Origin of the sequence: Amycolatopsis sp. NBC_01488 (assembly GCF_036227105.1) — a bacterium.
Taxonomy (GTDB): domain Bacteria; phylum Actinomycetota; class Actinomycetes; order Mycobacteriales; family Pseudonocardiaceae; genus Amycolatopsis.
In genome coordinates, this window is the sequence record NZ_CP109434.1 from 6,634,145 (window position 1) to 6,657,718 (window position 23,574).

Annotated in this window: 28 protein-coding genes; 23 read left to right on the forward strand and 5 right to left on the reverse strand. The window is 73.6% G+C overall.

Annotated features, from left to right (window positions below):
* Positions 1-37: 37 nt before the first annotated feature.
* From OG738_RS31510 to OG738_RS31545, 8 genes are read left to right on the forward strand one after another with little or no spacing between them, the layout of a single operon-like run.
* Positions 38-481 (forward strand): MarR family winged helix-turn-helix transcriptional regulator, encoded by a 444-nt coding sequence (locus tag OG738_RS31510; protein WP_329046384.1) that lies wholly within the window; start codon positions 38-40, stop codon positions 479-481.
* Entirely contained in the window at positions 478-1,869 is a 1,392-nt protein-coding gene (locus tag OG738_RS31515) for an MFS transporter (RefSeq protein ID WP_329046386.1), read from the forward strand. The genes OG738_RS31510 and OG738_RS31515 overlap by 4 nt, the downstream gene beginning before the upstream one ends.
* Positions 1,862-2,464, forward strand: a complete 603-nt coding sequence (locus OG738_RS31520; protein WP_329046388.1) for a cysteine hydrolase family protein — start codon at positions 1,862-1,864, stop codon at positions 2,462-2,464. Before OG738_RS31515 ends, OG738_RS31520 begins: the two co-directional genes overlap by 8 nt.
* A gap of 10 nt (positions 2,465-2,474) precedes the next feature.
* Positions 2,475-4,118 (forward strand): fatty acyl-AMP ligase, encoded by a 1,644-nt coding sequence (locus tag OG738_RS31525; RefSeq protein WP_329046390.1) that lies wholly within the window; start codon positions 2,475-2,477, stop codon positions 4,116-4,118.
* Positions 4,111-4,368 (forward strand): acyl carrier protein, encoded by a 258-nt coding sequence (locus OG738_RS31530; RefSeq protein WP_329046393.1) that lies wholly within the window; start codon positions 4,111-4,113, stop codon positions 4,366-4,368. The genes OG738_RS31525 and OG738_RS31530 overlap by 8 nt, the downstream gene beginning before the upstream one ends.
* 1 nt (position 4,369) lies before the next feature.
* Entirely contained in the window at positions 4,370-4,687 is a 318-nt protein-coding gene (locus OG738_RS31535) for a hypothetical protein (RefSeq protein ID WP_329046395.1), read from the forward strand.
* The gene (locus OG738_RS31540; RefSeq protein ID WP_329046396.1) at positions 4,687-7,845 is read left to right on the forward strand and encodes a WXG100 family type VII secretion target; all 3,159 of its coding nucleotides are present in this window, start codon (positions 4,687-4,689) and stop codon (positions 7,843-7,845) included. The genes OG738_RS31535 and OG738_RS31540 overlap by 1 nt, the downstream gene beginning before the upstream one ends.
* A gap of 8 nt (positions 7,846-7,853) precedes the next feature.
* Complete coding sequence (locus tag OG738_RS31545) at positions 7,854-8,240, forward strand: hypothetical protein (protein ID WP_329046398.1); 387 nt, start codon at positions 7,854-7,856, stop codon at positions 8,238-8,240.
* On the opposite strand, the gene OG738_RS31550 is transcribed toward OG738_RS31545, so the two are convergent.
* Positions 8,219-9,001, reverse strand: coding sequence for a class I SAM-dependent methyltransferase (locus OG738_RS31550; protein WP_329046400.1), 783 nt, complete (start codon positions 8,999-9,001; stop codon positions 8,219-8,221). The two genes, OG738_RS31545 and OG738_RS31550, sit on opposite strands and share 22 nt — an antisense overlap.
* Before the next feature lie 26 nt (positions 9,002-9,027).
* On the opposite strand from OG738_RS31550, the gene OG738_RS31555 reads away from it, so the two are divergent.
* The 6 genes from OG738_RS31555 (at position 9,028) to ligD (OG738_RS31580) (ending at position 13,406) form a co-directional block, all read left to right on the forward strand.
* Positions 9,028-10,599, forward strand: coding sequence for a glycoside hydrolase family 13 protein (locus OG738_RS31555; RefSeq protein ID WP_329046402.1), 1,572 nt, complete (start codon positions 9,028-9,030; stop codon positions 10,597-10,599).
* A 97-nt stretch (positions 10,600-10,696) separates the two neighbouring features.
* Complete coding sequence (locus OG738_RS31560; RefSeq protein WP_329046404.1) at positions 10,697-10,885, forward strand: hypothetical protein; 189 nt, start codon at positions 10,697-10,699, stop codon at positions 10,883-10,885.
* Positions 10,885-11,070, forward strand: coding sequence for a hypothetical protein (locus OG738_RS31565; RefSeq protein ID WP_329046405.1), 186 nt, complete (start codon positions 10,885-10,887; stop codon positions 11,068-11,070). The genes OG738_RS31560 and OG738_RS31565 overlap by 1 nt, the downstream gene beginning before the upstream one ends.
* Before the next feature lie 52 nt (positions 11,071-11,122).
* Complete coding sequence (locus OG738_RS31570; protein WP_329046408.1) at positions 11,123-11,677, forward strand: hemerythrin domain-containing protein; 555 nt, start codon at positions 11,123-11,125, stop codon at positions 11,675-11,677.
* A gap of 5 nt (positions 11,678-11,682) precedes the next feature.
* Positions 11,683-11,811, forward strand: coding sequence for a hypothetical protein (locus OG738_RS31575; RefSeq protein WP_329046409.1), 129 nt, complete (start codon positions 11,683-11,685; stop codon positions 11,809-11,811).
* Positions 11,812-11,828: 17 nt separating this feature from the next.
* Positions 11,829-13,406, forward strand: coding sequence for a non-homologous end-joining DNA ligase (ligD, locus tag OG738_RS31580; protein WP_329046410.1), 1,578 nt, complete (start codon positions 11,829-11,831; stop codon positions 13,404-13,406).
* A 57-nt stretch (positions 13,407-13,463) separates the two neighbouring features.
* On the opposite strand, the gene OG738_RS31585 is transcribed toward ligD (OG738_RS31580), so the two are convergent.
* Complete coding sequence (locus OG738_RS31585; protein ID WP_329046412.1) at positions 13,464-14,402, reverse strand: PfkB family carbohydrate kinase; 939 nt, start codon at positions 14,400-14,402, stop codon at positions 13,464-13,466.
* Positions 14,403-14,619: 217 nt separating this feature from the next.
* On the opposite strand from OG738_RS31585, the gene OG738_RS31590 reads away from it, so the two are divergent.
* Both OG738_RS31590 and OG738_RS31595 read left to right on the forward strand, forming a co-directional pair.
* The gene (locus OG738_RS31590; protein WP_329046414.1) at positions 14,620-15,390 is read left to right on the forward strand and encodes an ANTAR domain-containing protein; all 771 of its coding nucleotides are present in this window, start codon (positions 14,620-14,622) and stop codon (positions 15,388-15,390) included.
* 96 nt (positions 15,391-15,486) lie between these two features.
* The gene (locus tag OG738_RS31595; RefSeq protein ID WP_329046416.1) at positions 15,487-15,882 is read left to right on the forward strand and encodes an STAS domain-containing protein; all 396 of its coding nucleotides are present in this window, start codon (positions 15,487-15,489) and stop codon (positions 15,880-15,882) included.
* 264 nt (positions 15,883-16,146) lie between these two features.
* Here OG738_RS31595 and OG738_RS31600 read toward each other — a convergent pair whose 3' ends face one another.
* Entirely contained in the window at positions 16,147-17,556 is a 1,410-nt protein-coding gene (locus OG738_RS31600; RefSeq protein WP_329046417.1) for a SpoIIE family protein phosphatase, read from the reverse strand.
* A gap of 7 nt (positions 17,557-17,563) precedes the next feature.
* The gene (locus OG738_RS31605) at positions 17,564-18,295 is read right to left on the reverse strand and encodes a GAF and ANTAR domain-containing protein (RefSeq protein ID WP_329046419.1); all 732 of its coding nucleotides are present in this window, start codon (positions 18,293-18,295) and stop codon (positions 17,564-17,566) included.
* 109 nt (positions 18,296-18,404) lie between these two features.
* Between OG738_RS31605 and OG738_RS31610 the strand changes: the two genes are divergently transcribed.
* The gene (locus OG738_RS31610; protein ID WP_329046420.1) at positions 18,405-19,145 is read left to right on the forward strand and encodes a GAF and ANTAR domain-containing protein; all 741 of its coding nucleotides are present in this window, start codon (positions 18,405-18,407) and stop codon (positions 19,143-19,145) included.
* A gap of 22 nt (positions 19,146-19,167) precedes the next feature.
* Here the strand turns inward: OG738_RS31610 and OG738_RS31615 are convergent, their stop codons facing one another.
* Positions 19,168-19,623 carry a hypothetical protein gene (locus OG738_RS31615; protein WP_329046421.1) on the reverse strand — a complete coding sequence of 152 codons (456 nt, stop codon included), beginning with the start codon at positions 19,621-19,623 and terminating at the stop codon, positions 19,168-19,170.
* 228 nt (positions 19,624-19,851) lie between these two features.
* On the opposite strand from OG738_RS31615, the gene OG738_RS31620 reads away from it, so the two are divergent.
* The 6 genes from OG738_RS31620 (at position 19,852) to OG738_RS31645 (ending at position 23,574) form a co-directional block, all read left to right on the forward strand.
* A complete protein-coding gene (locus OG738_RS31620) occupies positions 19,852-20,001 on the forward strand; it encodes a hypothetical protein (RefSeq protein ID WP_329056900.1) in 150 nt (49 codons plus the stop codon).
* 38 nt (positions 20,002-20,039) lie between these two features.
* Positions 20,040-20,960: a non-homologous end-joining DNA ligase gene (gene ligD / locus OG738_RS31625; RefSeq protein WP_329046423.1), complete on the forward strand. Its 921-nt coding sequence runs from the start codon at positions 20,040-20,042 to the stop codon at positions 20,958-20,960.
* 247 nt (positions 20,961-21,207) lie between these two features.
* Positions 21,208-21,681: an STAS domain-containing protein gene (locus OG738_RS31630; protein ID WP_329046424.1), complete on the forward strand. Its 474-nt coding sequence runs from the start codon at positions 21,208-21,210 to the stop codon at positions 21,679-21,681.
* Positions 21,669-22,088 carry a DUF6292 family protein gene (locus tag OG738_RS31635; RefSeq protein WP_329046426.1) on the forward strand — a complete coding sequence of 140 codons (420 nt, stop codon included), beginning with the start codon at positions 21,669-21,671 and terminating at the stop codon, positions 22,086-22,088. The genes OG738_RS31630 and OG738_RS31635 overlap by 13 nt, the downstream gene beginning before the upstream one ends.
* A gap of 32 nt (positions 22,089-22,120) precedes the next feature.
* Positions 22,121-23,113: a non-homologous end-joining DNA ligase gene (gene ligD, locus OG738_RS31640; RefSeq protein ID WP_329046428.1), complete on the forward strand. Its 993-nt coding sequence runs from the start codon at positions 22,121-22,123 to the stop codon at positions 23,111-23,113.
* On the forward strand, positions 23,110-23,574 hold the full coding sequence (locus OG738_RS31645; RefSeq protein ID WP_329046430.1) for a GNAT family N-acetyltransferase: 465 nt from the start codon (positions 23,110-23,112) through the stop codon (positions 23,572-23,574). Before ligD (OG738_RS31640) ends, OG738_RS31645 begins: the two co-directional genes overlap by 4 nt.

Genomic DNA, 23,574 nt, shown 5'->3' on the forward strand with positions numbered 1-23,574 from the left:
AGTCGACAGGCTCAACTTATCAGCCTACCCTGTCGATATGGGCTCGAAGACGGTTCCCGCCTCGGCGGTCGCGGCGGCGCAGACGCTGCGCGTGCTCGTCGGCAGGCTGCGGCGGAAGATGATGGACGCGACGGCGGTCGGCGACCTGACCTCCGCACAGGCCTCGGCGCTCGCGCGGCTCGCGATCAACGAGCCGGCGACGGCGAGCGTGCTGGCCGGCGCGGAGCGGGTGCGCCCGCAGTCGATGGCGGCGACCGTGGCGGCGCTGGAGAAGCTCGGCCTGATCCGCCGCGAGGACGACCCGGCCGACGGCCGCCGCCAGCTGCTGTTCCTCACCCCGGAGGGCCGGGCGTACGGCCACGGCGCCCGCGCGTCCCGGCACGAGTGGCTGGCGCGGACCCTCGCGCAGCGGCTGACCGAGGACGAGCTGGCCGTCGTCAACGAGGCGCTGGCCCTGCTCGGCCGCGTCGTCGAACCATGACGACGCGCGGAAGCACCCGGGACGGCTTCGACCGCAAGCTGCTCGCCCCGCTGATCTCGGGCGCGGTGCTCAACCCGGTCAACTCCACGGTCATCGCGGTCGCGCTGGTGCCGATCGGGGTGGCGTTCGGGCAGCCCGCGTCGGCGACCGCGTGGCTGATCTCCGCGCTGTACCTGGCCACCGCGGTCGGGCAGCCGGTGGCCGGGCGGCTGATCGACCGGTACGGCCCGCGGCGGCTCTTCCTGCCGGCGACGGCGCTGGTCGGGGTGGCGGGCGTGCTCGGCACGTTCGCGCCGAACCTCGTCGTGCTGATCGTCGCGCGGGTCGTCCTCGGCTTCGGCACGTGTGCCGGCTACCCGGCGGCGATGCGGCTCATCCGCGACGAGAGCGACCGCACCGGCCGGGACAGTCCCGCGTTCGTGCTCACCCTGCTGGCGATCTCGACGCAGACGATCGCCGTGATCGGCCCGGCGCTGGGCGGCCTGCTGATCGCCGTCGGCGGCTGGCAGGCGACCTTCGCCCTCAACATCCCCATCGCGGTCGCCGCCTTCGTCCTCGGCGCCCGCCGGTTCCCGAAGGCGGCGAAGCCCGCGTCGGCGGCCTCGTTCGACCTCGACGTCCCCGGCATGACGTTGTTCGCCGGCGGGCTCGTCACGCTGCTGCTGTTCCTGATGCACCCGCAGGCGGGGACCTGGTACCTGGCCGTCATCGCCGCGGCCGCCGCCGCGGGCTTCGCCGCGCGCGAGCTGACCCACGCCCACCCGTTCATCGATCTGCGGCTGCTCGGCCGCAACGGCCCGCTGCTGCGCACCTACGGCCGCGCGCTGCTGGCCTACGTCGTGTCGTACAGCTTCATCTACGGCTACACGCAGTGGCTCGAGCACAGCCGTGGCCTCTCGGCGGCCGAGGCCGGTCTCGCCACACTGCCGCTGTTCGCGACCGGGATCGTCGTGTCGCTCGTGAGCGGCCGCCGCGAAGCCGTGCGGGGCAAGCTGGTGGTCGCCGCGATCGGGCAGCTCGCCGGCTGCGCGCTGCTGCTGACCCTGGACTCGTCGGCCGCGATCTGGCTGCTCGTGGTCATCGCCGTCGTGACCGGGGTCCCGCAGGGGCTGAACAGCCTGGCGCTGCAGAACTCCGTGTACCGCCAGGCGAATCCCGCCGACATCGCCGCGTCGGCCGGGCTGCTGCGCACCTTCGGCTACCTCGGCGCGATCGTCTCCTCCGCGCTGCAGGGCGCCCTGTTCGGGCCCGCCGCCGACACCGGTGGCCTGCACCACCTCGCGCTGCTGCTGCTCGGCATCGGCGCGATCTTCCTGATCGTCACCGTGTTCGACCGATCCCTGAACCGAAGCACCACCCGCAACGAGAATGACGAGGACCATGACTGACCGGCACCCCACCCTCGACCCGGACCGCACGGCGCTGCTCGTGCTGGACTACCAGAACGGAATCGTCGGGCAGCTACCCGACACCGCTTCGCTGCTCGACCGCGTCACCACCGCGATCGACGACGTCCGCGGGCGCGGCGCCCACGTCGGCTGGGTGCGCGTCGCGTTCGAAGACGCCGAGTTCGAAGCCGTTCCCGAGACGAGCGTGTTCGCGCCGTTCGCGGCCTCGGCCGAACTCCGGGACGGCATGCGCGCCGACGCGCCGGGAACGCAGATCGCGGCCCCGCTCGCGCCGCGGCCCGAAGACGTCCAGGTCCGCAAGATCCGCGTCGGCGCGTTCACGACCACCGACCTCGGGCCGCAGCTGGAGAAGCGCGGGATCACGACGCTCGTCCTCGCCGGGATCAGCACCAGCGGCGTCGTGCTGAGCACGGTCCGCGAGGCGATGGACCGCGACTACCGGATCGTCGTGCTGCGCGACGCCTGCGCCGACCGCGACCAGGCGACGCACGACTTCCTGACCGGCACGCTGTTCCCCCGCACCGCCGCCGTCGTGGACGTGGCCGGGCTCGAGGACTTCTGGGCCGTCCAGTAGGTTTCGCTGCGTGCCCCGTCCGCCCGCGACCGTGCCCGGCGAGGTGCTGCGCACCTCGATCGTGGACCGGCTGTTCGCCCGCGCGGACGACGACCGCCCCCTGTTCACCCACCAGGACCACTCGCACGCCGCCGAGCACACGCTGACGTGGGCGGAGTTCGCCGCCCGCGTCCGCGTGGTCGCGGGTGGCCTGCGCCGGGTCGCCGAACCGGGGGAGCGGGTCGCGCTCCTCGCGGGGCAGGAACTGGCCTACCCGCTGGCGTTCTTCGGTGCGCTGGCCGCGGGGATGATCGCCGTCCCGCTGATGCCGCCGGGCAATCGCGCGCAGGCCGAGCGGCTCGGCGGCGTCCTGGCCGACTCCGGCGCGCGCGTGTGGCTGACGTCGTCGGCCGCGGCGCCGCGCGTCCGCGAGTTCGGGGCGCCCGCCGACCTGCTGGTGGTCGACGAGCTGACCGGCCCGGGTGCCGATCCGGTGCCGGCTGCCCCGGAGAGCCCGGCGTACCTGCAGTACACGTCGGGCTCGACGCGCGAGCCGGCCGGCGCGGTGATCCCGCACCGGGCGATCGTCGCGGCGTGCTGGCAGGGCAGCCGGGCCTACGCCGTGGACGAGGGCACGACCTGCGTGGGCTGGATCCCGTTCTTCCACGACATGGGCCTGATCCAGCTGCTGTGCCTGCCGGTCTTCGCCGGCGGGCGCTCGGTGTTCATGGCCCCGGCCGAGTTCGTGCACCGGCCGCGGCGGTGGCTGCGGCAGCTCGCCGACTACCCCGCGGTGTTCACCGCCGCGCCGAACTTCGCCTACGACCTCGCGGCCGACGCCGGTCCCGGGGACGACCTCGACCTCTCGGACGTGCGCGTCGCGCTCAACGGCGCCGAACCCGTCCGCCCGCGCACGGTCGAACGCTTCCTCGAGGTCTTCGGCCCGCACGGCTTCCGGCGCGAGGCGTACCGGCCGTCGTACGGGCTCGCCGAAGCCACCGTCTACGTGGCGAGCGCGGGGGAAGAAGGGCCCCGCGGCGCGGTGTTCGACCGGGAAGCCCTTGCGCAGGGCCGAGCTGTCGAAACCGTCGACGGACCGGAGCTCGTGTCCGTCGGCCGCCCGGTCGGGCAGCTCGTCCGGATCGTCCACGACGGACACGAGCAGCCCGACGGGCACGTCGGCGAGATCTGGATCCACGGCCCGAACGTGGCGAGCGGCTACTGGGGCCGGGGCGACGCGGCCGCGTTCGGCGCCACGCTCGACGGCCTCGGCGGCTGGCTGCGCACCGGCGACCTCGGCGTCGTGCACCGCGGTGACCTGTACGTCACCGGACGGCTCAAGGACCTCATCGTCATCGACGGCCGCAACTTCCACCCGCAGGACATCGAGGCGGCGGCGGGCGAGGCCCACCCGGCGGTCCGCCGCGACCGCGTCGCCGCGTTCGGCGTCGTCGACGAGGACGGCGAAGGCGCGATGGTGGTCGCGGAGTGGGCGCGCGACGCCGACGCGGACCTCAAAGAGGTGACCCGGGCGGTGCTGCGCGCGGTGGCGCGCGAACACGATCTCACCCTCCGTGCGGTACGTCTGGTCCCTCCCGGCGGACTTCCGCGCACATCGAGTGGCAAGGTCGCCCGGTCGGCCGCCAAGGCACGTTATGGTGGCGGCCGTGGGTGATCACCGCGCCGAGGTCACGAAGGTCGTCAGCGACACCTTCCGGCTCGACCCGGCTCTCGTCGAGCCCGGCGCGCCCCTGGAGGAGCTGGGCATCGACTCGAAGGGCCGGATCAAGCTCCTCGCGGCGCTGGAGATCTATTACGGCGTGACGATCGACCTGGACCAGCTCGACCGGTTCACCGACGTGGGATCCGTGGCGGACGTGCTCGCGGAAGCCCTGCGAACTGAAGGATCTGAGGAGAGGCGCTGAAATGAGCGGCGGGGGGTACACCGCGACGACGGAAGCGTTGTCGACGGCGTCCAAGACCATCGGGGACCTGGCGGAGCACCTGCTGGACGACAACCCGGACCTGCAGACCCCCCAGGTGACGGCGGAGGGCTTCGGCCGGGCGCACAACGCCCACGCCGCGAAGTACACCGCCGGCGCGCAGGCGCTGTGGGCAGCGGTCTCCGGCTACAGCAGCGCGCTCGGCTCGTTCGGCACCAACCTCGGCACCGCCGGGTCGACCTACGGCAGCAACGAGGAGAACCAGGCGGGCGCGATCACCGACGCCGGAGGCACGCTCTGATGGCCGAAAAGAAGAAGTGGTCCGACGTCAAGGCGATCCTCGACGACCCGAGCGTCCCCGCCGCGCAGAAGAGCGCCCTGATCAGCAGCTGGCTGCGCGAGAACCCGCCACCGCCGCCGTTCCTGGCCGACCAGGAACCCGACGACATCAAGCAGAAGCGGCAGGAAGCCGACAAGTACGCGACCGCGTACAACGCCAACCCGCTCTTCGCCGGGCAGTCGGTCGACGACGCCTACGACAAGGCGAAGGCGAGCGGCGACCAGAACTCCTACAACGAAGACCAGGAGAAGAAGGCCGTCGACGACGGCAAGGCCAAGCTGAACGACACGAAGCCGCCCGCCTCCGGTGAGAACGGCGGTGACGCCAGTGGCACCAAGACGTCCGACGAGATCTTCGACGCCGCCGCGCCCGCGCTGAAGCTGTTCGAGACCTTCGGGTCGCTGCTGGCCAAGATCCCGGACGACTGCCGCGGCAACACCCGCGCGCTCGACCTCGACAAGGACATCCGCGCGCCGTTCGACGAGCAGCGCGGGATCAGCTTCGAGCACTTCGTCCAGGACGCCGCGCACTTCAAGACCGGGGCGGAGACGGTCGACCGGACGGTGCAGGACACCGGTTCGCAGCTGAGCACCCTCTACCAGACGTGGAGCGGCGCCGGCGCGGACGCGGCGTCCGACACCTACAACGACAAGATCCAGCCGAAGGCGTCGAAGCTCTCCCAGACGCTCGGCAACGCCGGCGAAGCGACGCTGACCACCGCGACCACGGTGTTCCAGCTGTGCAAGGGCAAGGCCGACGCCGTCATCGGCATGTACACCGACCTGGTCGGCAAGGCCGACTACACGATGGCGCAGAAGGTCATCGCGGTCGCCAACGGCGAGCACGGCAACGAGCAGGACCTGGCCCAGATCGCGGGCTGGATGGACCTCAACTTCGGCACCAACCTGGTCAAGACGCTCAACGACCAGGGCTGCTGCGACGGCGACGAAATCAAGAAGCACGGCCAGGACCTGGCCAAGCAGTGGATCCAGAACCAGTTCAACCCCGACATGTGGGACCGGCTGTACCAGGGCTTCGCGAAGACCTGCAAGGACACGAAGGACCTCGTCGACCAGGCTTACGACGCGCTCGACAAGGTCATGGGCGCGGTGAAGAACGAGTTCGAGGGCGTCACCATGCCGGGCGGCTCGGGCTCGGGCGTTCCCGGAAGCGGTGGCCCCGGCGCCACCGGCGGCTCGGGCGGTGGCCCCGGCGCCGGTTCGGGCAGTGGAGCGGGGACGGGCGGGTCCGGTCCGGGTACCGGTGGTTCGGGTTCGGGTGGGTCGGGTTCGGGTTCGGGTGGTTCGGGTGGTTCGGGTTCGGGTTCGGGTGGTTCGGGGGCCGGTGGGGGTGGCGGCCAGGTGCCGCCGATTCCCGACGGTGGCTCCGGTTCCGGCGTGCCCGGCGGGGGAGCGGGCACCGGGGGCTCGGGTACCGACCTGCCCAGCGGTGCGGACGGCGGCTCCGGCGGCGGTTCCGGGACCGGTGGCGGCGGTGGTCCGGTGCCGTCGATCCCCGACGTCTCCGGTGGCGGGTCCGGTTCGGGCGGCGGCTCGGGTTCCGGGTCCGGGTCGGGATCCGGTGGTGGGGGCTCGATGCCGTCGATCCCCGATCTGTCCACGCCTTCCGGCGACGGCGGGGGTGCCGCCCTCGGGGCGGGCGGCGGGTCCGGCTCGGGGTCCGGCTCCGGCGCGGGTTCGGACGACACGTCGCCGTCGTCGGTGCCGTCGCCGTCCTCGAGCGGCCAGGACGCGGCGGCCGCGGCCGCCGAAGCGGCCAAGAAGAAGGCCGCGGACGCGCTCGCCCAGTTCAGCGGCCCCGGGATCCCGACCGAGTCCGGCGGCGGGTCCGGTTCGGGCTCCGGCGGCAGCGGCCTCGGCGGCGGCGAAGGTCTCGGCGGTGGTTCCGCTTCGGGCGGCGGGTCCGGCTCGGGTGGTTCCGACTCCGGTTCGGGGTCGGGTTCCGGCGACGACGGCAAGGCCGCGGCCGAGCAGGCCGCGGACGACGCGAAGAAGAAGGCGGCCGACGCGCTGAAGGAGTTCAGCGGCGACGGCATCAAGACGGACACGGGCGAGGGAGCCGGGCTCGGCGGCACGGACACCGGCGGCGACGGCAAGCCGGACAGCCCGCTGGGTGCCGACAAGGACGGCGACGGCAAGCCCGACGGCCTGCTGGGTGGCAAGGCCGACGACACCCCCGACACGCTGAAGGTCAAGCAGGGCGACAAGACCTTCGAGATGACCGAACCCGACCACGACGGGAAGATGGACATCAAGGTCGGCGACGGGACCGGCGCCGCCAAGGACTTCAAGCTCGACTGGTCCAAGGACGACGGCGGTCCACAAGGGACGGACGACGTCCACCACCCGGACGCGGACGGCAAGATCCACCTCGAGGACGGCGGCGTCAAGATCACCGCCGAGCGGCCCGACGGCCCGGAGGGCCCGACCGTCGTCACCGTCGACGACGGCCACGGCACCCCGACGACCTACACCCTCGGCGAGGACGACAAGGCTCCGGACGCCCTCGGCGACACCCCCGAGAAGAAGCTCGACGACCTGCCCACCCACCGCGGCACCCTCGACGACCTGTCGCCCGACGGCGGCATCGGCGCTGCCGGGCACGGCGGCATCGGCGCTGCCGGGCACGGCGGCATCGGCGCTGCCGGGCACGGCGGCGGCGGCCTGTCGGCGGCGGGTCTCGACCCGGTCGGCGCGGGGCACGGCGGCGGTGGGCCTGGCATCGGCGGTGGCTCGCACGGCGCCGGCCTCTCGGCGGCGGGTCTCGACCCGGTCGGCGCGGGGCACGGCGGCGGGCTCGGCGACACGCCGACGTCCGGCGGTGTCCACAGCGGCGTCGGCGCCACGCAGGCCCAGCCCGCGGCCGCGTTCGCCCCGGCGGGCGCGTCGGCCGGGACCGGCGGCCAGTCGATGTCCGGGATGCCGGGCATGGGCGCCATGGGCGGTGCCCACGGCGGCGGCGGGGGCGGCGACACCGAACGGCGCTCGCCCGCCTACCGGATCGAAGGTGCCATCTTCGACAACCTCGGTGAGCCCGGCCGCCGGATCATCGGCTCCCTCAACGACGACGAAGACCCGCCGTCCGCCCGGACCCGGTAGGAGGACGCATGAGTGACATCGACGCGATGAAGGCCGAGCTGGACGGCCTCGTCCGGGAGCAGTCCGAGCGGCGGGCCCTGCGCGAGCAGCGGGGCGAGGAGATCAAGGCCCGGTCGCAGGAGTACATGACCAAGCAGGTCCAGGCGGCCGAACGGTACGTGCAGCACGTGCGCGAAATGGCGCAGCGCAAGACGAAGTCCGGCTGGAGCACCGACCGGTCGCAGGCGGAGCCACCCTCGGCCTTCGCCGCGGACGCCTTCGGCGACGAGCCCGGTGCGGCGTCCCCGTTCGCGCCGGGGACGCAGGCGCGGCCCGCGCCGAGGGAAGAGCCGCGCCGCGGGCATCGTTCGCGCGCGCTGGACGACGACGAAGGCTACGACAACAACCCCTGGTGAGGACCGTCCACAGTGGACGTCACTGCCAGAGGTCGACGGCGATTCCGCGCAGCCGCGCGGCGGTCGCCGAACAGGTGCGGCGCCGCGCTGGACAGCGAGAAGACGCCGGCGACGACCTCGTCTGCGGTGCGCGTGACGACCCGGCCCGGGACCTCGAACCGCCGCGGCCCGTAGAACCCCGCGGCGCGGTAGATCTCCGTCTCGCCGCCGGCCGTGCCGCCGGGCAGGGACCCTTGTCCGGCGCGCCGCGTCGAGCCGAGGTACGCGCGCACCAGCTGCGTGATCTCCGCGCGCGGCACGGAGCTTTCGACGCCCTCGTGCGTCGTCGCGTGTACATGGGCACAGGCGCCGCCGGGCGCCAGCATCGCGCGCACCGCGGCGGCCACCCGCGCCCGGTCGAACCAGTGGAACGACTGCGCGAAGGTCACCAGCCGGAACCGGCCGAGCCCGGCGGGCAGCTCTTCCGCGCGCCTCTGCACCCAGCGGCAGTTCCCGATCCCCGCCACGCCCGCGAGCCGAGCCGCTTCGGCGAGCATGTCCGCGTCGGCGTCCAGCCCGACCGCCTCCTCGAACGAGCCGGCCAGCAGCAGGGTCAGCGAGCCCGGGCCGCAGCCGACGTCGAGCAGGCGGCCCGGCCCGGCCAGGCCCAGCTCCGTCACGAACGCTTCGGCCAGCTCCGGGGGATAGGCGGAGCGGCCCCGCGCGTAGTACGCCGCACTTCCCGAATAGAGGGACGGATCCCACTTCCACACCTCGGTCACGCCGTCAGCGTAGATACTCGGGTGTCATGGACTCCGCGAACTGGTGGCGCGACGCCGTCGTCTACGAGGTCTACGTACGCAGCTTCGCCGACGCGGACGGGGACGGCACCGGCGATCTCGCGGGCCTGCGCTCGCGCCTGGGCCGGCTGGCCGACCTCGGCGTCGACGCAGTCTGGACGACGCCGTGGTATCGCTCGCCGATGGTCGACGGCGGCTACGACGTCGAGGACCACCGGACCCCCGACCCGCTGTTCGGCACGGATGCCGACGTGCTCGACCTGGTCGCCGAGGCGCACCGCGTCGGACTGCGGCTGCTGATCGACGTCGTGCCGAACCACACCTCCGACCGCCACCCGTGGTTCCGGGCCGCGCTCGCCGGCGGGCCCGAGCGTGCCCGCTACCACTTCCGGCCGGGCCGCGGCGCGGACGGCGAGCTGCCGCCGACCGACTGGCGCAGCGTCTTCGGCGGCCCGGCGTGGACCCGGGCGGCCGACGGCGAGTGGTACCTGCACCTGTTCGCTCCCGAACAGCCGGACCTGAACTGGGACGACGGCGAGGTGCGGGCGGAGTTCGAGGACCTGCTGCGGTTCTGGTTCGCCCGCGGCGTCGACGGCGTCCGCATCGACGTCGCCCACGGCCTGCTCAAGGACCCCGGGTTCCCGGACCTCGGTGCCGAGGACGAAGAGATCGCGCGGCCGCCGGATCGTGCTGCGCACCCGCACTGGGACCTCGACGGCGTGCACGAGATCTACCGTTCGTGGCGCAAGATCGCGGCCGAGTTCGGCCCGGACCGGGTGTTCGTCGCCGAGGCCTGGGTCGACCGGCCGGACCGGCTCGCGCGGTACGTCCGCCCGGACGAGCTGCACACGGCGTTCAACTTCGACTTCCTGCGCTGCGACTGGGACGCGGCCGCGCTGCGCGAGGTGATCGACCGGACGCTCGAGGCACTCGGCACGGTCGGCGCGCCCGCGACGTGGGTGCTGTCCAACCACGACGTCGTCCGGCACGTGACGCGGTTCGCGCCCGGCGGCGACCTCGCGCTGGGCCGGTGGCGCGCCCGGGCGGCGCTGCTGCTGATGCTCGCGCTGCCCGGTGGCGCGTACCTGTACCAGGGCGAGGAGCTGGGCCTGGCGGAGGTCGAGGACCTGCCCGAGGCGGTGCTCGCCGACCCGACGTGGGAACGCTCCGGGCACACCCGCCGCGGCCGCGACGGCTGCCGGGTGCCGCTCCCGTGGTCGGGGACGGTGCCGCCGTTCGGGTTCTCGCCCGACGGCGTGCGGACGTGGCTGCCGCAACCGGATCACTGGCGCACGGCGACGGCGGAGGCACAGGCCGCCGATCCCGGGTCGATGCTCGGCCTCTACCGCGCGGCGCTCGCCGAGCGGCGGGCGAACCCGGCGCTGGGGGACGGGACGATGACGTGGTTGCCGTCGTCTCCCGGTGTGCTGTCGTTCGCGCGCGAGCCGGGGTTCGGGTGCGTGGTGAACCTGTCGGCGGAGCCGGTCGAGCTGCCGGCCGATCGGGTGCTGCTGTCGAGCGTGCCCTTGGCCGACGGCCTGCTGCCGCCCGACGCCGCGGTGTGGCTCGACGGGAGGTGAACGGATCGCCGGCGGGGCCGGAGTCGGTGGTGTGAAACCGGGAGCGCCGGGGTACCCGGTCGCGTTCGCTGCCGCCGTCCGAGCCGGAGGTCGTCCGATGCCCGTCCGATCCGCCGCCCCGCCCGCCACCGACGTCGTCGGCCTGGCGCTGGAAGTCCTGGTGGCCCAAGGCATGAGCCGGCCCGCCGCGCGGACGGCCCTGAAGGCGATGGCCCAGGAGAGAGGCCTGCCGGTCACGCGGTGCGCGGCGCTGGTCGTGGCCGCCGTCGACGGGAGGATGGGCTGATGGCCGTCGCCGGCGGGTTTTCGCGCTCGGGCAACGACGACACCGCCTCCGTCGGCGGGGGCGTGCTGCTCGCCGTCGGCCTCGTCGTCGCGTTCTTCACGTGGTGGTCCTGGTGGACGGTCGCGGGCATCGCGCTGGCCGCCGCCGGCGTGCTGTGGCTCACGGTGGCCAACCGGCACGAGTAACCCGCACCCGACGGGGAAAGCCTCCCCCAAACCACCGACGAGGAGGCTTTCCGTGCCGGACCACGACGAAGACATCATCGAGCTGCTGCAGCGGCAGCACCGCGAAATCCGGGAACTGTTCGCCGCGCTGGAAACCGCCGAGGGCGACCGGCGGCGGGAGGTGTTCGCCGACCTCGTGCGGCTGCTGGCCGTGCACGAGACGGCGGAAGAACTGGTGGTGCACCCGGAAATCCGGGATCTCGAGCCCGCCGCCGAGCCGGTCGTCGACGCGCGGCTCGGCGAGGAGCACCGGGCCAAGGAACTGCTGACCACCCTGCAGAAGATGGGACCGGAGGCCGACGGGTTCGACACGCTGCTCGTCCAGCTGCGCGACGACGTGCTCGCGCACGCCGGCCACGAGGAGCGCGAGGAGTTCCCGCTGCTGCGCGCCCACCGGCCGCCGGAGCGGCTGCGTGCCATGGCCGCCACCGCCAAGCTGGCCGAAGCCGTCGGGCCGACCCGGCCGCACCCCGGCGTCGAGAGCGCGACGGCGAACCTGGTGCTGGGCCCGCCCGCGGCGATCATGGACCGGGCGCGCGACCTCATCCGCGGCGCGCTGGGGCGGTGAGGGCGGTGACGTCCGAGGAACCCCAGGATCCGGAGGAGTTCGCGGAGGAAGCCGGGCTCGACCCGACCCCGCAGGAGGTCGAGGAGTACCAGGAGCTGGCGAAGAAGAACCCGCCCTGGTCGTCGCCGGAGTGAGTGGGTACCCCGTCGGCATGGCAGCCGGCTCGGCCCGCAAACTGCGGCGCTACCAGGAGATGCGTGACTTCGGCCGGACCGCCGAGCCGGCCGGCGGGGCCGCGGGCGGGCCGGCCGGTCACCGGTTCGTGGTGCAGCGGCACCGGGCCCGCCGACTGCACTACGACTTCCGCCTGGAGCTCGACGGCGTCCTGGTCAGCTGGGCGGTGCCGAAGGGCCCGACGCTGGACCCGAAGGCCCGCCGGCTGGCCGTGCACGTCGAAGATCACCCGATCGAGTACGCCGACTTCGAAGGCGTGATCCCGCGCGGCGAATACGGCGGCGGGGACGTCATCGTCTGGGACAGCGGCGTGTGGCGGCCGGTCGACGCCGACCCGGCCCGCGCGATCGAGGACGGCACCCTGCACTTCGACCTCGACGGCGAGAAGCTGGCCGGGCGGTTCGTCCTCGTCCGCACGAACCGCGGCGAGAAGGACCAGTGGTTCCTCCTGCACAAGCAGGACGAGCACGCCGAGGCCGGCTGGGACGCCGAAGACCACCCGCGCTCGGTCAAGAGCGGCCGCACGAACGACGAGGTGGCGGCCGCGCCCGGCGCGCTGTGGCACGGCGACCGGCCGGCCGCGGAGGCGGAGGAGCCGGTGGGCTTCGCGGCCGCCACCGCCGACGAGCTGGCGGCCCTCGACGACCTCGGCGCGAAGGGCAAGTGGTCGGTCGCGGGACGCGAGCTTTCCCTGACCAACCTGGACAAAGTGCTCTTCCCGGCGGCCGGCGCCGGCAAGCCGGTGACGAAGCGGGACCTGATCCGGTACTACGTCACCGTCGGGCCGGTCATGCTGCCCTACCTGGCGTGCCGGCCGCTCAACACGCACCGCTTCCCGCAGGGCGTCACCGAACCGGGTTTCTGGCAGAAGGAAGTCCCGAAGCACGCGCCCGAATGGCTGACGACGTGGCGCAACGAACGCGCCGAGGCGGGGGAGAGTCAGCGGTACGTCGTGGCCGACAGCGTCGCCACGCTGGCGTGGCTGGCGAACTACGGCGCGCTGGAGCTGCACGCCTGGACCTCGTGCGCCGCCGACGTCGACCACCCGACGTGGGTGCTGTTCGACATCGACCCGGGCCCGGAGACGTCGTTCGCGGAGGTCCTGGAACTGGCCCGGCTGCACCGCACGGCGCTCGAGCACCTCGGCCTGACCGGGCGGCCGAAGGTGACCGGGCAGCGCGGGATCCAGGTCTGGGTGCCGATCACGCCGCACTGCACCTTCGAGCAGACCCGGGCGTGGGCGGAGACGGTGTCGAAGACGATCGGGCGGGTCCTGCCGGACCTGGTCAGCTGGGCCTGGTCCAAGGACAAGCGCGGGGGCCGGGCTCGGCTCGACTACACGCAGAACGTGCTCAAGAAGACGCTGGTCGCGCCGTACAGCGTGCGGCCGCGCCCGGGTGCGCCGGTGTCGGTGCCGCTGGAGTGGGACGAGCTCGACGACGACGGCCTCGCTCCGGACCGGTGGACGATCCGGGACGTCCCCGCCCGGCTGGCCGAGCGCGGTGACCCGTTCGCGAAGCTGCTCGGGGTCAAGCAGCAGCTGCCGGGCCTGTAGGCGACCGGCTCGGCCGGAGACCTTGCCGTGGGAAGTCGGTTCGGGCCCCGGCGGGTGTCAGGCGTGGACGGTTTCGAGGTGCCGCGGCTGCAGCCGGTCGAGCACGGGACGGGACAGGTGCGGTCGGCCACCCGCGTGCTCGGTCGTGGCCGCGGCCGCCGCGACCGCCAGGCACGCGGCCGTCTCCAGCGGGCGGCGGCGGGTCAGCGCCGCGGTCAGCGTCGCGACCAGCGCGTCCCCGGCCCCGGTCGGGTCGACCACCTCGGTCTCCACGTGCGGTACGAACCACGACTCGGCCGGCCCGGCGAACAGGTTGCCCTGTCCGGCCACCTCGAGCACGACCAGCGACGGTCCGCGCCGACGCAGGTCCGCGGCGGCGCGGGCCGCGGCGGCGACGTCGTCCACCTGCTGTCCGGTGAGCAACTCGGCTTCGTGGCCGTCGGCGCGGACGACGTCGGCGAGGGCGAGCAGGTCCGTCGCGAAGGCGTCGTCTTCGGGTGCGCCGTCCAGGACGACCCGCGTGCCCGCGGTGTGCGCGAGCCGGGCCGCCAGCAACGCCGCCGGGGCGGGCTGCTGCAGCTGGACGATGACGGAGCCGGCGGCCGAAATCGGCGCGGACGCGGCGAAGACGTCGGTCTCGGTCACCAGCGTCGCGTCCGGGACGTGCTCGAGGTAGCGGCGGCGGCCCTCCTCGTCGACCACGTCCACGAGAAGCGCCGTCTCGGTGCCCGGCCGGCGGACCACGTGCGTGGTGCCGATCCGGTCGGCCCGGGCGCGGGCACACAGCGCGTCGCCGACGGCGTCCTGCCCGACGACGCCGACCAGCGACACCGCCACCCCGAGCTGGCTCAGCGCCACGGCCTGGTTGGCACCCTTCCCGCCGAGCAGCTCCTGCCGGTGGGTCACCGGCGCCGACGCGTCCGCTGGCGGCGTGTCCGGGACCTCGAGCACCAGGTCACGGGCGATCTGCCCGACCACCACGACTTCGCTGAACATCACCGGTACCGCCGGTCCATGGCGCCTCCTCGGCTGTCGAAGATCGGTTACCCCGGCTCACGGCGTGGTCAAACCGCTCGTTCGGGGCGGGCGGCGGCGTCACCGGGTGATTCCCCGTTGCGCCGGACGGCCGCGCCGGTTCGTCCGCTCCCGGGATGTGGATCACCCCGGAATCGGGTAATTGAGAAGACGAAGACGAGGTGGAAGCGAGGTTCGGGTGACCGAGACGTTGATGAACGCCGCCGACCGGTGGAGACCGCTGACCGAGCTGCTGCAGGCGCTGCTCGAGCAGATCACCGGGGAGCTGCCGGGCTGCCTCGGCGCGGGCCTCACCGTCGGGCACGCCGGCGGCCCGCCGCGGGTGCTGGCCGCCACGGGCGTCGCCACCGAGCTGCTGCCCGCCCAGCTGGCGCACGGCGGCCCGGTCGCCGTCGCGGCCGGTTCCGGTGCGCCGGTGACGACGGACGACCTCTTCGCCGACGAGCGCTGGCCCGGCCTCACCCGCGACGTCGTGCTCGACGGCCACCCGGAGCTCCCGCGCGTGCGTGGTGCCGCCGCGGTGCCCGGGCTCTGGGACGACACCAGCGCGTTCGTGCTGTCGGCCTCCTTCGACCGCCCGCCCGGCGCGGGGATCCTGGCCCACCTGCGGCGCTACGAAAAGCTCACCGAGACGACCCTGCTCGTCGCCGAGACCGCCACTGCGGGCGACCCGGATCAGACGCTCGACCTGCTGGCCTCCCGTGCCGCGATCGAGCAGGCGAAGGGCGCGATCATCGCGGTCCGGCGGTGTTCCCCGGACGAGGCCTGGCAGACGTTGCGCCGGGCCAGCCAGGAGTTCAACGTGAAGGTCCGCGAGCTGGCCGTTGCGCTCGTGGAGCACCTCGGCGGGCCGCTCGGGCCCCAGCCGCACGGCGTGCCGGAGATCCGGCCCGGTGCCCCGGCCCACCACGCCGCCGGCCGGCTCTGGTCGGCTTTCACCGCGGAATAGAGCGTTTGCCCGCCGGCGGTTTGGGTATCAAGACCCCGACCTTGATCACCCCGCTGCGACGCCGGCCTCCGCCGGCGCGGAAGGCCTCTCGAACCCGTGTCCCCGACCTGCCCGGTCCCGGCCCGGTCCGCGCCGCTCACGGCGCGCCGGACGGCGTACCGCCCCGGTCTGCTGGTGCTGACCTTCACCGGCGAGATCGACGCCCTGACCCTGCCGATCCTGGAACGCGAGCTGGCGGCGTCCCCGCCGGGAACGACGGTGGTGGACCTGACCCAGGTGGCGTTCCTCGGCCTCGCCGGCGCCCGCGCCCTCGCGGCGGCCGCGAACCGCGCGGGGCGGGACGGCGGGCGGTTCGGGGTGGTGGCGAACAGCCGAACCCTGGCCCGCCTGTTCCGGATCACCGGCCTGGCCGCGGTGGTCCCGATGTTCGCATCGCTGTCGGACGCGCTGCGCGAGCTGCTGTCGGCAGAAATGCAGGACGCGGCCAGCTGACGGCGGCGGTGGTCGCTCGACGGCGGATCCCCTGCGGCGGCGAGCACTCCGCCGCGGTGCTCGGCGAGCGATGAGAACCCTGCGTTATGCGGCGGCGCATCCCGGTGCGCGGCGGTGGCCTGCCGGGTTGTTCTCGGTGTTGTGTCGGGCGGGCGATGAGAATCGTTGCGTCGTGCGGCGGCGCATCGCCGCCGGCAGCGGAGGCCTGTCGGGTTGTTCTCAGCGTGGTGCCTGGCGGGCGATGAGAAGTGCTCCGGGCCGTCCTCAGCGCGGTGCCCAGCTGGCCACGAGCACCCCCGCGTCGAACTCCAGCTCACCCTCGGCGTGCGCGACGACCGCCCTGGTCAGCAGGCGCGCGGTCTCCGGCGGCAGGGTCTCGTCCGCGAGGTACCCGGCCACCCGGTCCCGGCCGAACGGCGTTCCGTCCCCGCCGGTCGTCTCGGCGAGGCCGCGGGAGTACAGCGCGAGCACGTCGCCCGGCTGCAGCCGCACTTCGTTCGCCCGCGGCGGACCCTCGCCCGCGGCGAAGCGGGCCGCGGCGGGACGCGGGTCCGGCAGCGCCGCGCCGTCGCGGACGACCAGCGGGACCGGGTTCCCGGCGTCCAGCCAGCGCAGCGCGCCCGTGCGCAGGTCCAGCTCCGCGACCACGCCGGTGACGACCGCGTCCGAACCCGCCAGCGCGCGGCCGACCGCGGTGTACTGCTCGCCGAGCGAAGCGCCGTCGCGCCGGGCGGCGCGGTACGCGGCCAGCGCGTTCACCACCGCGTAGCTCGCCGCGCCCGTGCGCGGGCCCGCGTCGAACATCGCCAGCCGGGCCCGTCGCTCCGAGAGCGCGTAGTCGAACGCGACCCCGCACAGGTCGTACGCCGGCTGGACGCTCCCGCCGACGACGACGCTCTCGGTCGCGCCGGTGAGCGGCGGCAGGCTCTGCCACAGCAGCTCGGCGGGCGACCCGCGGTGGCGACGCCGGCGCCGCACGTCGAGCCCGTCGCCGTACTGGGTCGTGATCGTCACCAGGTGGCCGAGCAGCGTCGCCAGCCACCGGCACTGCTCCCGCAGCACGGGGTCGTCCGGGTCGGCGCCGTCGGTGGGCACGATCTCCAGCACCCCGAGCCGTTCGACGCCGTCCAGCAGCACCGTCCACAGCGTCGGGTCGGGCCCGTCCCGCGTCACGGCCGTGCCGGCGCGGCGGAACACGTCCCCGGCGACGGTCGTCTCGATGTCCTGCTCCGCGGCGGCCTCCGCGCGCAGCGGCACGAGCGTCCGCTGGTCGTAGTCGGCCAGGTAGATGCCGATCCTCAGGTCGAGGGCGCGGCCGGCTTCGGCGGCGACGGCGGGCAGCCGCTCCGGCGGCGCGCGGTGGGCGCCCTCCAGCAGGTCGACGAGCGCCTTCAGCGGGCCGTGCAACGGCTTGCCGTCACGGAACGAATGGCTGTAGGGCGCGCGAGGCGGCGCGGCCAGCTCGTCGAGCCGCTCGTTGACGGCGTGGGCCATCATGTCGCGGTCGACCCGGGGCAGCGTGGTCAGCCCGTTGAGGTAGGCGTCCAGCTCCACGAGGCCCTGGCTGCCGCCGAGCGCGAAGTAGCGCATCCACAGCTGTTCCGGTGTCAGCTCGCTCCGCGCGAAACAGACGGCGAGCTGTCGCTGCTGCTCGTCTTCGGGCAGGAAGCGCATCGGCGGCTCACGCTCCCCGGCGCGCGGGGGAGAGCAGGTCCGCGGCGGCCTCGGCCGGGCTGCGGGCGCCGGCGCGCGCCAGCGACAGCAGGCGGTCGAACGCGGTGTCCTCGTCGACGCCGTCGCGGCCCATCAGGAACCCCTTGGCCATGGTGACCGTGTCACGTTCGCGGAGGGTGGCCTTGAACTGCTCGCTGAGGCGGCTGGCCCGCTCGTACGCGCGGGCGTTGGCGACGAGGACCGCGGCGCGGTCGGCGAACGTCGCGAGCGTCTCCTCGTCGGCGTGGCTGAATGCCCCAGCAGTCGTCGCGTAGATCTTGATGGCGCCCTGGCAGCCTTCTTCGGTGACGAGCGGCGTGGTGAGCACCGCGCGCAGCCCCGCTTCGCCCGCCGCGGCGCACCACCGCGGCCAGCGCCGTTCGGTGGTGACGTCGTCGATCCGCTTCGCCGTGCACTCCGCGAGAGCGGACACGCAGGGGCCTTCGCCGAGCCGGTACTGCAGGGAGTCGGCGTCGCGCACCAGCGGACTGGACGCGCTGGTCGTGGTGAGGCGGCCCTCGTCGTCGAACAACGTCACCCCGGCGCCCGCCGCGGCGGTGATCGTCGTCCCCGCGAGCGAGATGATCAGCTCGAGGACCGAATCAACGGTCTCCCGCGAGAGCAGCAGCCCCGACATCCGCGCCGCGACCCCCGCCAGCTCGCCGTCCAGCGGCAGGCCGCCCGCCTTCTCCGTCGCCATGGCGGCTGATTACCAAGCCGGGGCCGTCGTCAAACCTGCGCTGACCCGGGATGGGCCGACGCGAAGCTGGGTACCCGGGGCGCTGAGCGTCCCAGCGGAAGGAGCGGACATGGATCTGCCGGAGCCCACTGCGACGGCTTCCCCGTTGCTCGACGACATCACCGGGGCGCTCGAGGCCCTGACCGCCGTCCTGCGGCAGGAGGACGACTTCCGGATCCTGCTGCGGCACGTGTGCCTGCAGGTGTGCGAGGCCGTCCCCGGCGTGGCCGAAGCGTCCATCACGCTGGTGAGCGGCGAGCAGCCGCACACGGCGTCGGCGACCGCCACGGTCGTCGGCGAGCTGGACGGCGACCAGTACCGCCTCGGCGACGGCCCGTGCCTGGAAGCGGTCCGCAGCGGCAAGATCGTCCGCACGTCGGTGCCCGACGCGGTCGAGCGCTGGCCTTCGTTCGCCGACGGCGCGCGGGAAGCGGGCTTCGGGAGCTTCCTCGCCGCGCCGCTGGTGGCGGACGAGGAGTACTCGGGCGCGGTGAACTGCTACGGCCGCCAGGACGACGGCTTCGAGGAGATCGAGGCGCAGCTGCTCGAGCTCTACACGGCCGCGGTGGAGGCGGTGTTCCGCGTGTACCACCGTTACGTGAAGGCCCGCGAAACGGCCGAGCACCTCCGCACGGCCTTGGCGTCCCGCGCGGTCATCGACCAGGCCAAGGGCATGCTGATGGCGATCCGCCAGATCGGCGCCGACGACGCGTTCGCTCTTCTCGTCGAGCAGTCCCAGCGCGAGAACGTGAAGCTGCGCGAAGTCGCCGAGCGGTTCGTGGAGCGCGTGGTTTCCAGCGGCGCCGGGTGAACCGGGCAGTCGACGGCGATGTTCAGGCGGGCAGGGTGAGCCGCTCGAGGAGGGCGACCATCTCGTCGTGGCCGTGGTACCGCGCGGCGCCGAGAGCGGTGGCGTGGAAGCTCGGCTCGGTGGCTCGCAGATCCGGCGCCTTGGTGAGCAAGAACTCGGCCACCGCACGGCGATCGTGCGCGGCCGCCCAGATCAGCGCGTATTCGACGACCAGCTCGGAGGCCGGCACCGGACCGCGATCACCGATCCGCTGGGGGAGCGCGACTCCTGCCCGCAGGCTGCCGTCGGTGCCGAAGTAGCCGCGGACCGCGTCGAGATCGCCGAGCGCCGCCGCGAAACAGAGGTTGTCGACGCGGGCGCCGCAGCGGGCCAGCGCCTCCACCGCGGAGGTGTAGCCGTAGGTGACGGCGGTCCACAGCGGCAGGCCGTCGTCGTCGACCCCGTCGACGCGGGCCCCGCTTCGGGACAGTTCGTCCACAAAGGACGTTTCCGCCCGCTCTTCCGGGCCGGCAGCGGCTTGCCGCCCTACGTCGCGGTCATCACGCCGGTCACCGCGCAGCGGCTCGGGTCCCGCCCCGAGAAGTCCTCGACGGGGTGAGCCTCGCCGGACAACGCGCCCAGGGTCGTCGCCGAAGGGCTCGGCGGCGATCCTGGGCGTTCGTGCGGCCTCCGGTGCGTCATCGACTACAGCGCGGCGAAGGCCGCGCTGGTCAACTTCGCGAAGTCGGTCTCGAAGGAGTTCGGCCCCCGTGGCGTCCGCGCCAACGCGATCAACCCGGCCCGGTCGCGACGGACGTCTGGCTCGGGGCCGGCGGCGTGGCCGAGACGATCGCGGCCATCCCCGTCCCGTTGCTAATACGAACGTATCATAACCATGGGTGATAGCGTGACGGCGTGGCGGGGAGCCGGATCACGGTGCGCGTGGGCGAGCGGCAGCTGACGCTCTCGAACCTCGAGAAGGTGCTCTACCCGCGCCACGGCTTCACCAAGGGCGAGGTGCTCGACTACTACACGCGCGTCGCGCCGCTGCTGCTGCCGCACATCCGCGACCGCGCCATGACGTTCGTGCGGTTCCCCGACGGTGTCGCCGGCGGCTCGTTCTTCGAGAAGGACGTCTCGCGCCACGCGCCCGACTGGGTCCGCACCGCCCGCCTGACCGTCGGCGGCCGGGGCAAGGACCCCGAGATCATCGCCTACCCGCTGATCAACGACCTGCCCGAGCTCGTCTGGGCGGCCAACCTCGCCGCGCTGGAACTGCACGTCCACCAGTGGACCGTCGACGCCGACGACGAGCGGAGCACGCCCGACCGGCTCGTGTTCGACCTGGACCCCGGCCCCGGCGCCACGGTCGTCGACTGCTGCCGCGTCGCCGAGCGCCTGCACGACGTGCTCACCGCCGACGGCCTCACCCCGGTGGCGAAGACCAGTGGCTCCAAGGGGATGCAGCTCTACGCCGGGGTCGTGACGACGGACGGCGGCGAGACGTCGCAGTACGCGAAGGCGCTCGCCGAGCGGCTCGCCGCCGAGACGCCGGACCTCGTCGTCGCGCGGATGACGAAGACGCTGCGGCCCGGCAAGGTCTTCATCGACTGGAGCCAGAACAACCCGTTCAAGACGACGGTGGCGCCGTACTCGCTGCGCGGGCGTGACGAGCCGACCGTCTCGACCCCGGTCACGTGGGACGAGGTGCGTGCGTGCCGGCACGTCTCGCACCTCCGGTTCACCGCCGGAGAGGTCCTCGACCGCGTCGGCGAGCTCGGTGACCTCTTCGCCGACTTGGACCGGACGCGGGTCCCGATTCCTGCTTTCGGCTGAATTTCGGAATTCGCAATTCTGGCGCGAAACCGCGCCGGTTTCGGAGGCGATGGCCGCCGCGGCGGACGGAATTGAAGAATCGTGAGCCCGAACTGGCGATTTCGATCGTCCCGGTGGACCGCTGCACGTGCAGACGGCCGTGTCGGTGCACGGCAGCGTCCGCCCGGGGGATTCGGTTGTGCACCAGGCTGGACGACCTGGGTACGGTCTACGCGTAAACCGCCATCTTGAGCCGCCGGAGCCGGTCATGAGGATCCAGAAACCGCCGCGGCTTTCGCGAGCCTTCGGCCGTTCTTCGCCGGGTGCGCTGTGCGAGCCGTTCTCGGTGACGACGTCGTTCCCCGGTGATCGGAGCACGCTTCTCGTGGTGGTGGGCGACATTGATCTCGCGACCGTCGCCATTCTTGTCGAATGCGCGGAAACGGCGATGCGCCGCGATGGCGCGCTCGTCGTCGACCTCGCCCGCGTGACGTTCTGCTCCGGCGTCGGCCTCCGGGCCCTGCGCCGGATCCAGCGCCGTGCGGGTGAACTGGCCGTCCCGCTGGCGTGGGTGGTGCGCACGCCCGCGATATGGCGGCTGCCGCGGGGGACCGGCGTCGCCGGCTTCTCCTGCTACCGGGATCGGGCCGACGCGCTGGCGGCGTCGGCCGATCTGCTTGGCCCGGCCGCGCAGGGTGCGCGGCCGGGATCCGGGAAGAAGGGAAACGGGTGTCCGTCCTGATCGACACCGATCTCGAGTTCTGGTTCCAGCGCGGCCTGCGCGCGTACCTCGGCGAGGTGGCCGGGGCGCTCGGCTTCGGCCTCGAGTCCTGCACCGTGGACGTGGACGTCCCGGTGTCGGCCTACGTCGCGGTGGACTGGCGGCTGCGCCGGTTCCCCGACCGCGACGTGGCACTGCTGTGGGACGAGGTGCACGGCTGGGCCGTCGCGGTCGAGGCGGCGTGCGGGGAGGAGATGATCGTGCTGGCCTACCTCGGCGGGGCCGACATCCTGCCGCCGCCGCGGGTCATCGTGCGGTTCCTGGCCGCGCTGCGCGCCGGGGACCTGGCGCCGGACGGGCCGGGCTCGCCGGTGCTGCGCCGCGCGGGGAGACACCAGGAGCTCCTGCCGTTGTTGCCGGCGGGGTGACGCGCCCGCCGCCGATCCTCCACACTGGAGCGATGGGGACGGTGCCGGACGCGGTGGCGCCGATGCTGGCCGTCGACGGGCTCCTCCCGGACGACGACCACCACGGCTACGAGTGGAAGTGGGACGGCTTTCGCGGCTGTGCCCGGGTCGCCGCCACCGGCGAGGCCCGGATCACCAGCCGCAGCGGCAGCGACCACACCCACCGCTACCCCGAGCTGCAGGACGTCTTCGCGCCCGCGCTCGGCGGGCACGCGGCGGTGCTCGACGGCGAGGTCGTCGCGCTGAACGCGGCCGGCCGCCCGGAGTTCGAGCTGATGCAGCGCCGCGCGATGCACGAGCCGACGCCGAAGCTGCGCGCCGAGGTCCCGGTTGTCTACTTCGCCTTCGACCTGCTGCGGATCGGGACCGAGTCGCTGCTGGACCGGCCGTACGAGCAGCGCCGCGAGCTGCTCGCCGAGCTGGTCCGGCCCGCCGACGGCCGGCTCGTCGTGCCGCCCTGGTACACCCGCGCCGACATCGCGCCGGACCAGCTGCTGGCGACCGCGGCCCAGCACGGCATCGAGGGCGTCGTCGCGAAGCGGCTGGACGCGCCGTACCTGCCCGGCGCCCGTTCGCCGTCGTGGACGAAGCGCGCGCTGACCCAGACGCGCGAAGTGGTCGTCGGCGGCTGGCGGACCGGCGCCGGCCGCCGCGCGGGCACGCTCGGCGCGCTGCTGCTCGGCGGGTACGACGACGACGGCGCGCTCGTCTACATCGGCGACGTCGGCACCGGCTTCACCGACGACGCGCTCGACCACCTCCGCGACGTCCTCACACCGCTGTCCCGCGTGGACTGCCCGTTCGCGACGGAAGTCCCGCGCGACCGCGCCCGCGGCGCGCACTGGGTGGAGCCGGACCTGGTCGGCGAGGTCGTCCACCGCCGCGTCACGCCGGATCTGCGGCTGCGCCACACGTCGTGGCGCGGCCTGCGTCCCGACCGGACGCCCGGTGAGGTGCGGGTGCCGGAACCGACGGGGGTGTCGTGACGACAGCGGTGCGCTTGGCCGAGATCACCGACGAGAACCGGGCCGCGGTCTGCGCTTTGCGCGTACGGCCCGGTCAGGAGCGCTTCGTCGCGTCGGTCGCGAAGTCCCTCGAGGACGCCGCGACGACGCCCGACGGCGAGCCCTGGTACCGGGCCGTCTACGCGGGCGACGAGCCGGTCGGGTTCGTGATGCTCAGCTGGAACGTCCCACCCGGCCGACCCGGCATCCTCGGGCCGTACTACCTGTGGCGGCTGCTCGTCGACGGCCGGCACCAGGGCCGCGGCATCGGCCGCGCGGTGCTGGACGAAGTCGTCTCGCCGGCGCGGGCCGACGGCGCGACGGAGCTGCTCACGAGCCACCAGCCGGGCGACGACGGCCCGGGCGCGTTCTACCGGAAGTCCGGGTTCGTCCCGACCGGGGAGATCGACGACGGGGAGATCGTGCTGCGGCTCGCCCGTTGA

Excerpts from the sequence above, each read along its gene's own strand:
- OG738_RS31535 (WP_329046395.1), top strand. The coding sequence starts at position 4,370 with ATGAGCGGCGGGGGGTACACCGCGACGACGGAAGCGTTGTCGACGGCG.
- OG738_RS31510 (WP_329046384.1), top strand. The coding sequence starts at position 38 with ATGGGCTCGAAGACGGTTCCCGCCTCGGCGGTCGCGGCGGCGCAGACG.
- OG738_RS31610 (WP_329046420.1), top strand. The coding sequence starts at position 18,405 with ATGGATCTGCCGGAGCCCACTGCGACGGCTTCCCCGTTGCTCGACGAC.
- ligD (WP_329046410.1), top strand. The coding sequence starts at position 11,829 with ATGGCAGCCGGCTCGGCCCGCAAACTGCGGCGCTACCAGGAGATGCGT.
- OG738_RS31560 (WP_329046404.1), top strand. The coding sequence starts at position 10,697 with ATGCCCGTCCGATCCGCCGCCCCGCCCGCCACCGACGTCGTCGGCCTG.
- OG738_RS31545 (WP_329046398.1), top strand. The coding sequence starts at position 7,854 with ATGAGTGACATCGACGCGATGAAGGCCGAGCTGGACGGCCTCGTCCGG.
- ligD (WP_329046428.1), top strand. The coding sequence starts at position 22,121 with ATGGGGACGGTGCCGGACGCGGTGGCGCCGATGCTGGCCGTCGACGGG.
- OG738_RS31585 (WP_329046412.1), bottom strand. The coding sequence starts at position 14,402 with ATGTTCAGCGAAGTCGTGGTGGTCGGGCAGATCGCCCGTGACCTGGTG.
- OG738_RS31605 (WP_329046419.1), bottom strand. The coding sequence starts at position 18,295 with ATGGCGACGGAGAAGGCGGGCGGCCTGCCGCTGGACGGCGAGCTGGCG.
- OG738_RS31515 (WP_329046386.1), top strand. The coding sequence starts at position 478 with ATGACGACGCGCGGAAGCACCCGGGACGGCTTCGACCGCAAGCTGCTC.
- OG738_RS31565 (WP_329046405.1), top strand. The coding sequence starts at position 10,885 with ATGGCCGTCGCCGGCGGGTTTTCGCGCTCGGGCAACGACGACACCGCC.
- OG738_RS31540 (WP_329046396.1), top strand. The coding sequence starts at position 4,687 with ATGGCCGAAAAGAAGAAGTGGTCCGACGTCAAGGCGATCCTCGACGAC.
- OG738_RS31630 (WP_329046424.1), top strand. The coding sequence starts at position 21,208 with ATGAGGATCCAGAAACCGCCGCGGCTTTCGCGAGCCTTCGGCCGTTCT.
- OG738_RS31555 (WP_329046402.1), top strand. The coding sequence starts at position 9,028 with ATGGACTCCGCGAACTGGTGGCGCGACGCCGTCGTCTACGAGGTCTAC.
- OG738_RS31520 (WP_329046388.1), top strand. The coding sequence starts at position 1,862 with ATGACTGACCGGCACCCCACCCTCGACCCGGACCGCACGGCGCTGCTC.
- OG738_RS31600 (WP_329046417.1), bottom strand. The coding sequence starts at position 17,556 with ATGCGCTTCCTGCCCGAAGACGAGCAGCAGCGACAGCTCGCCGTCTGT.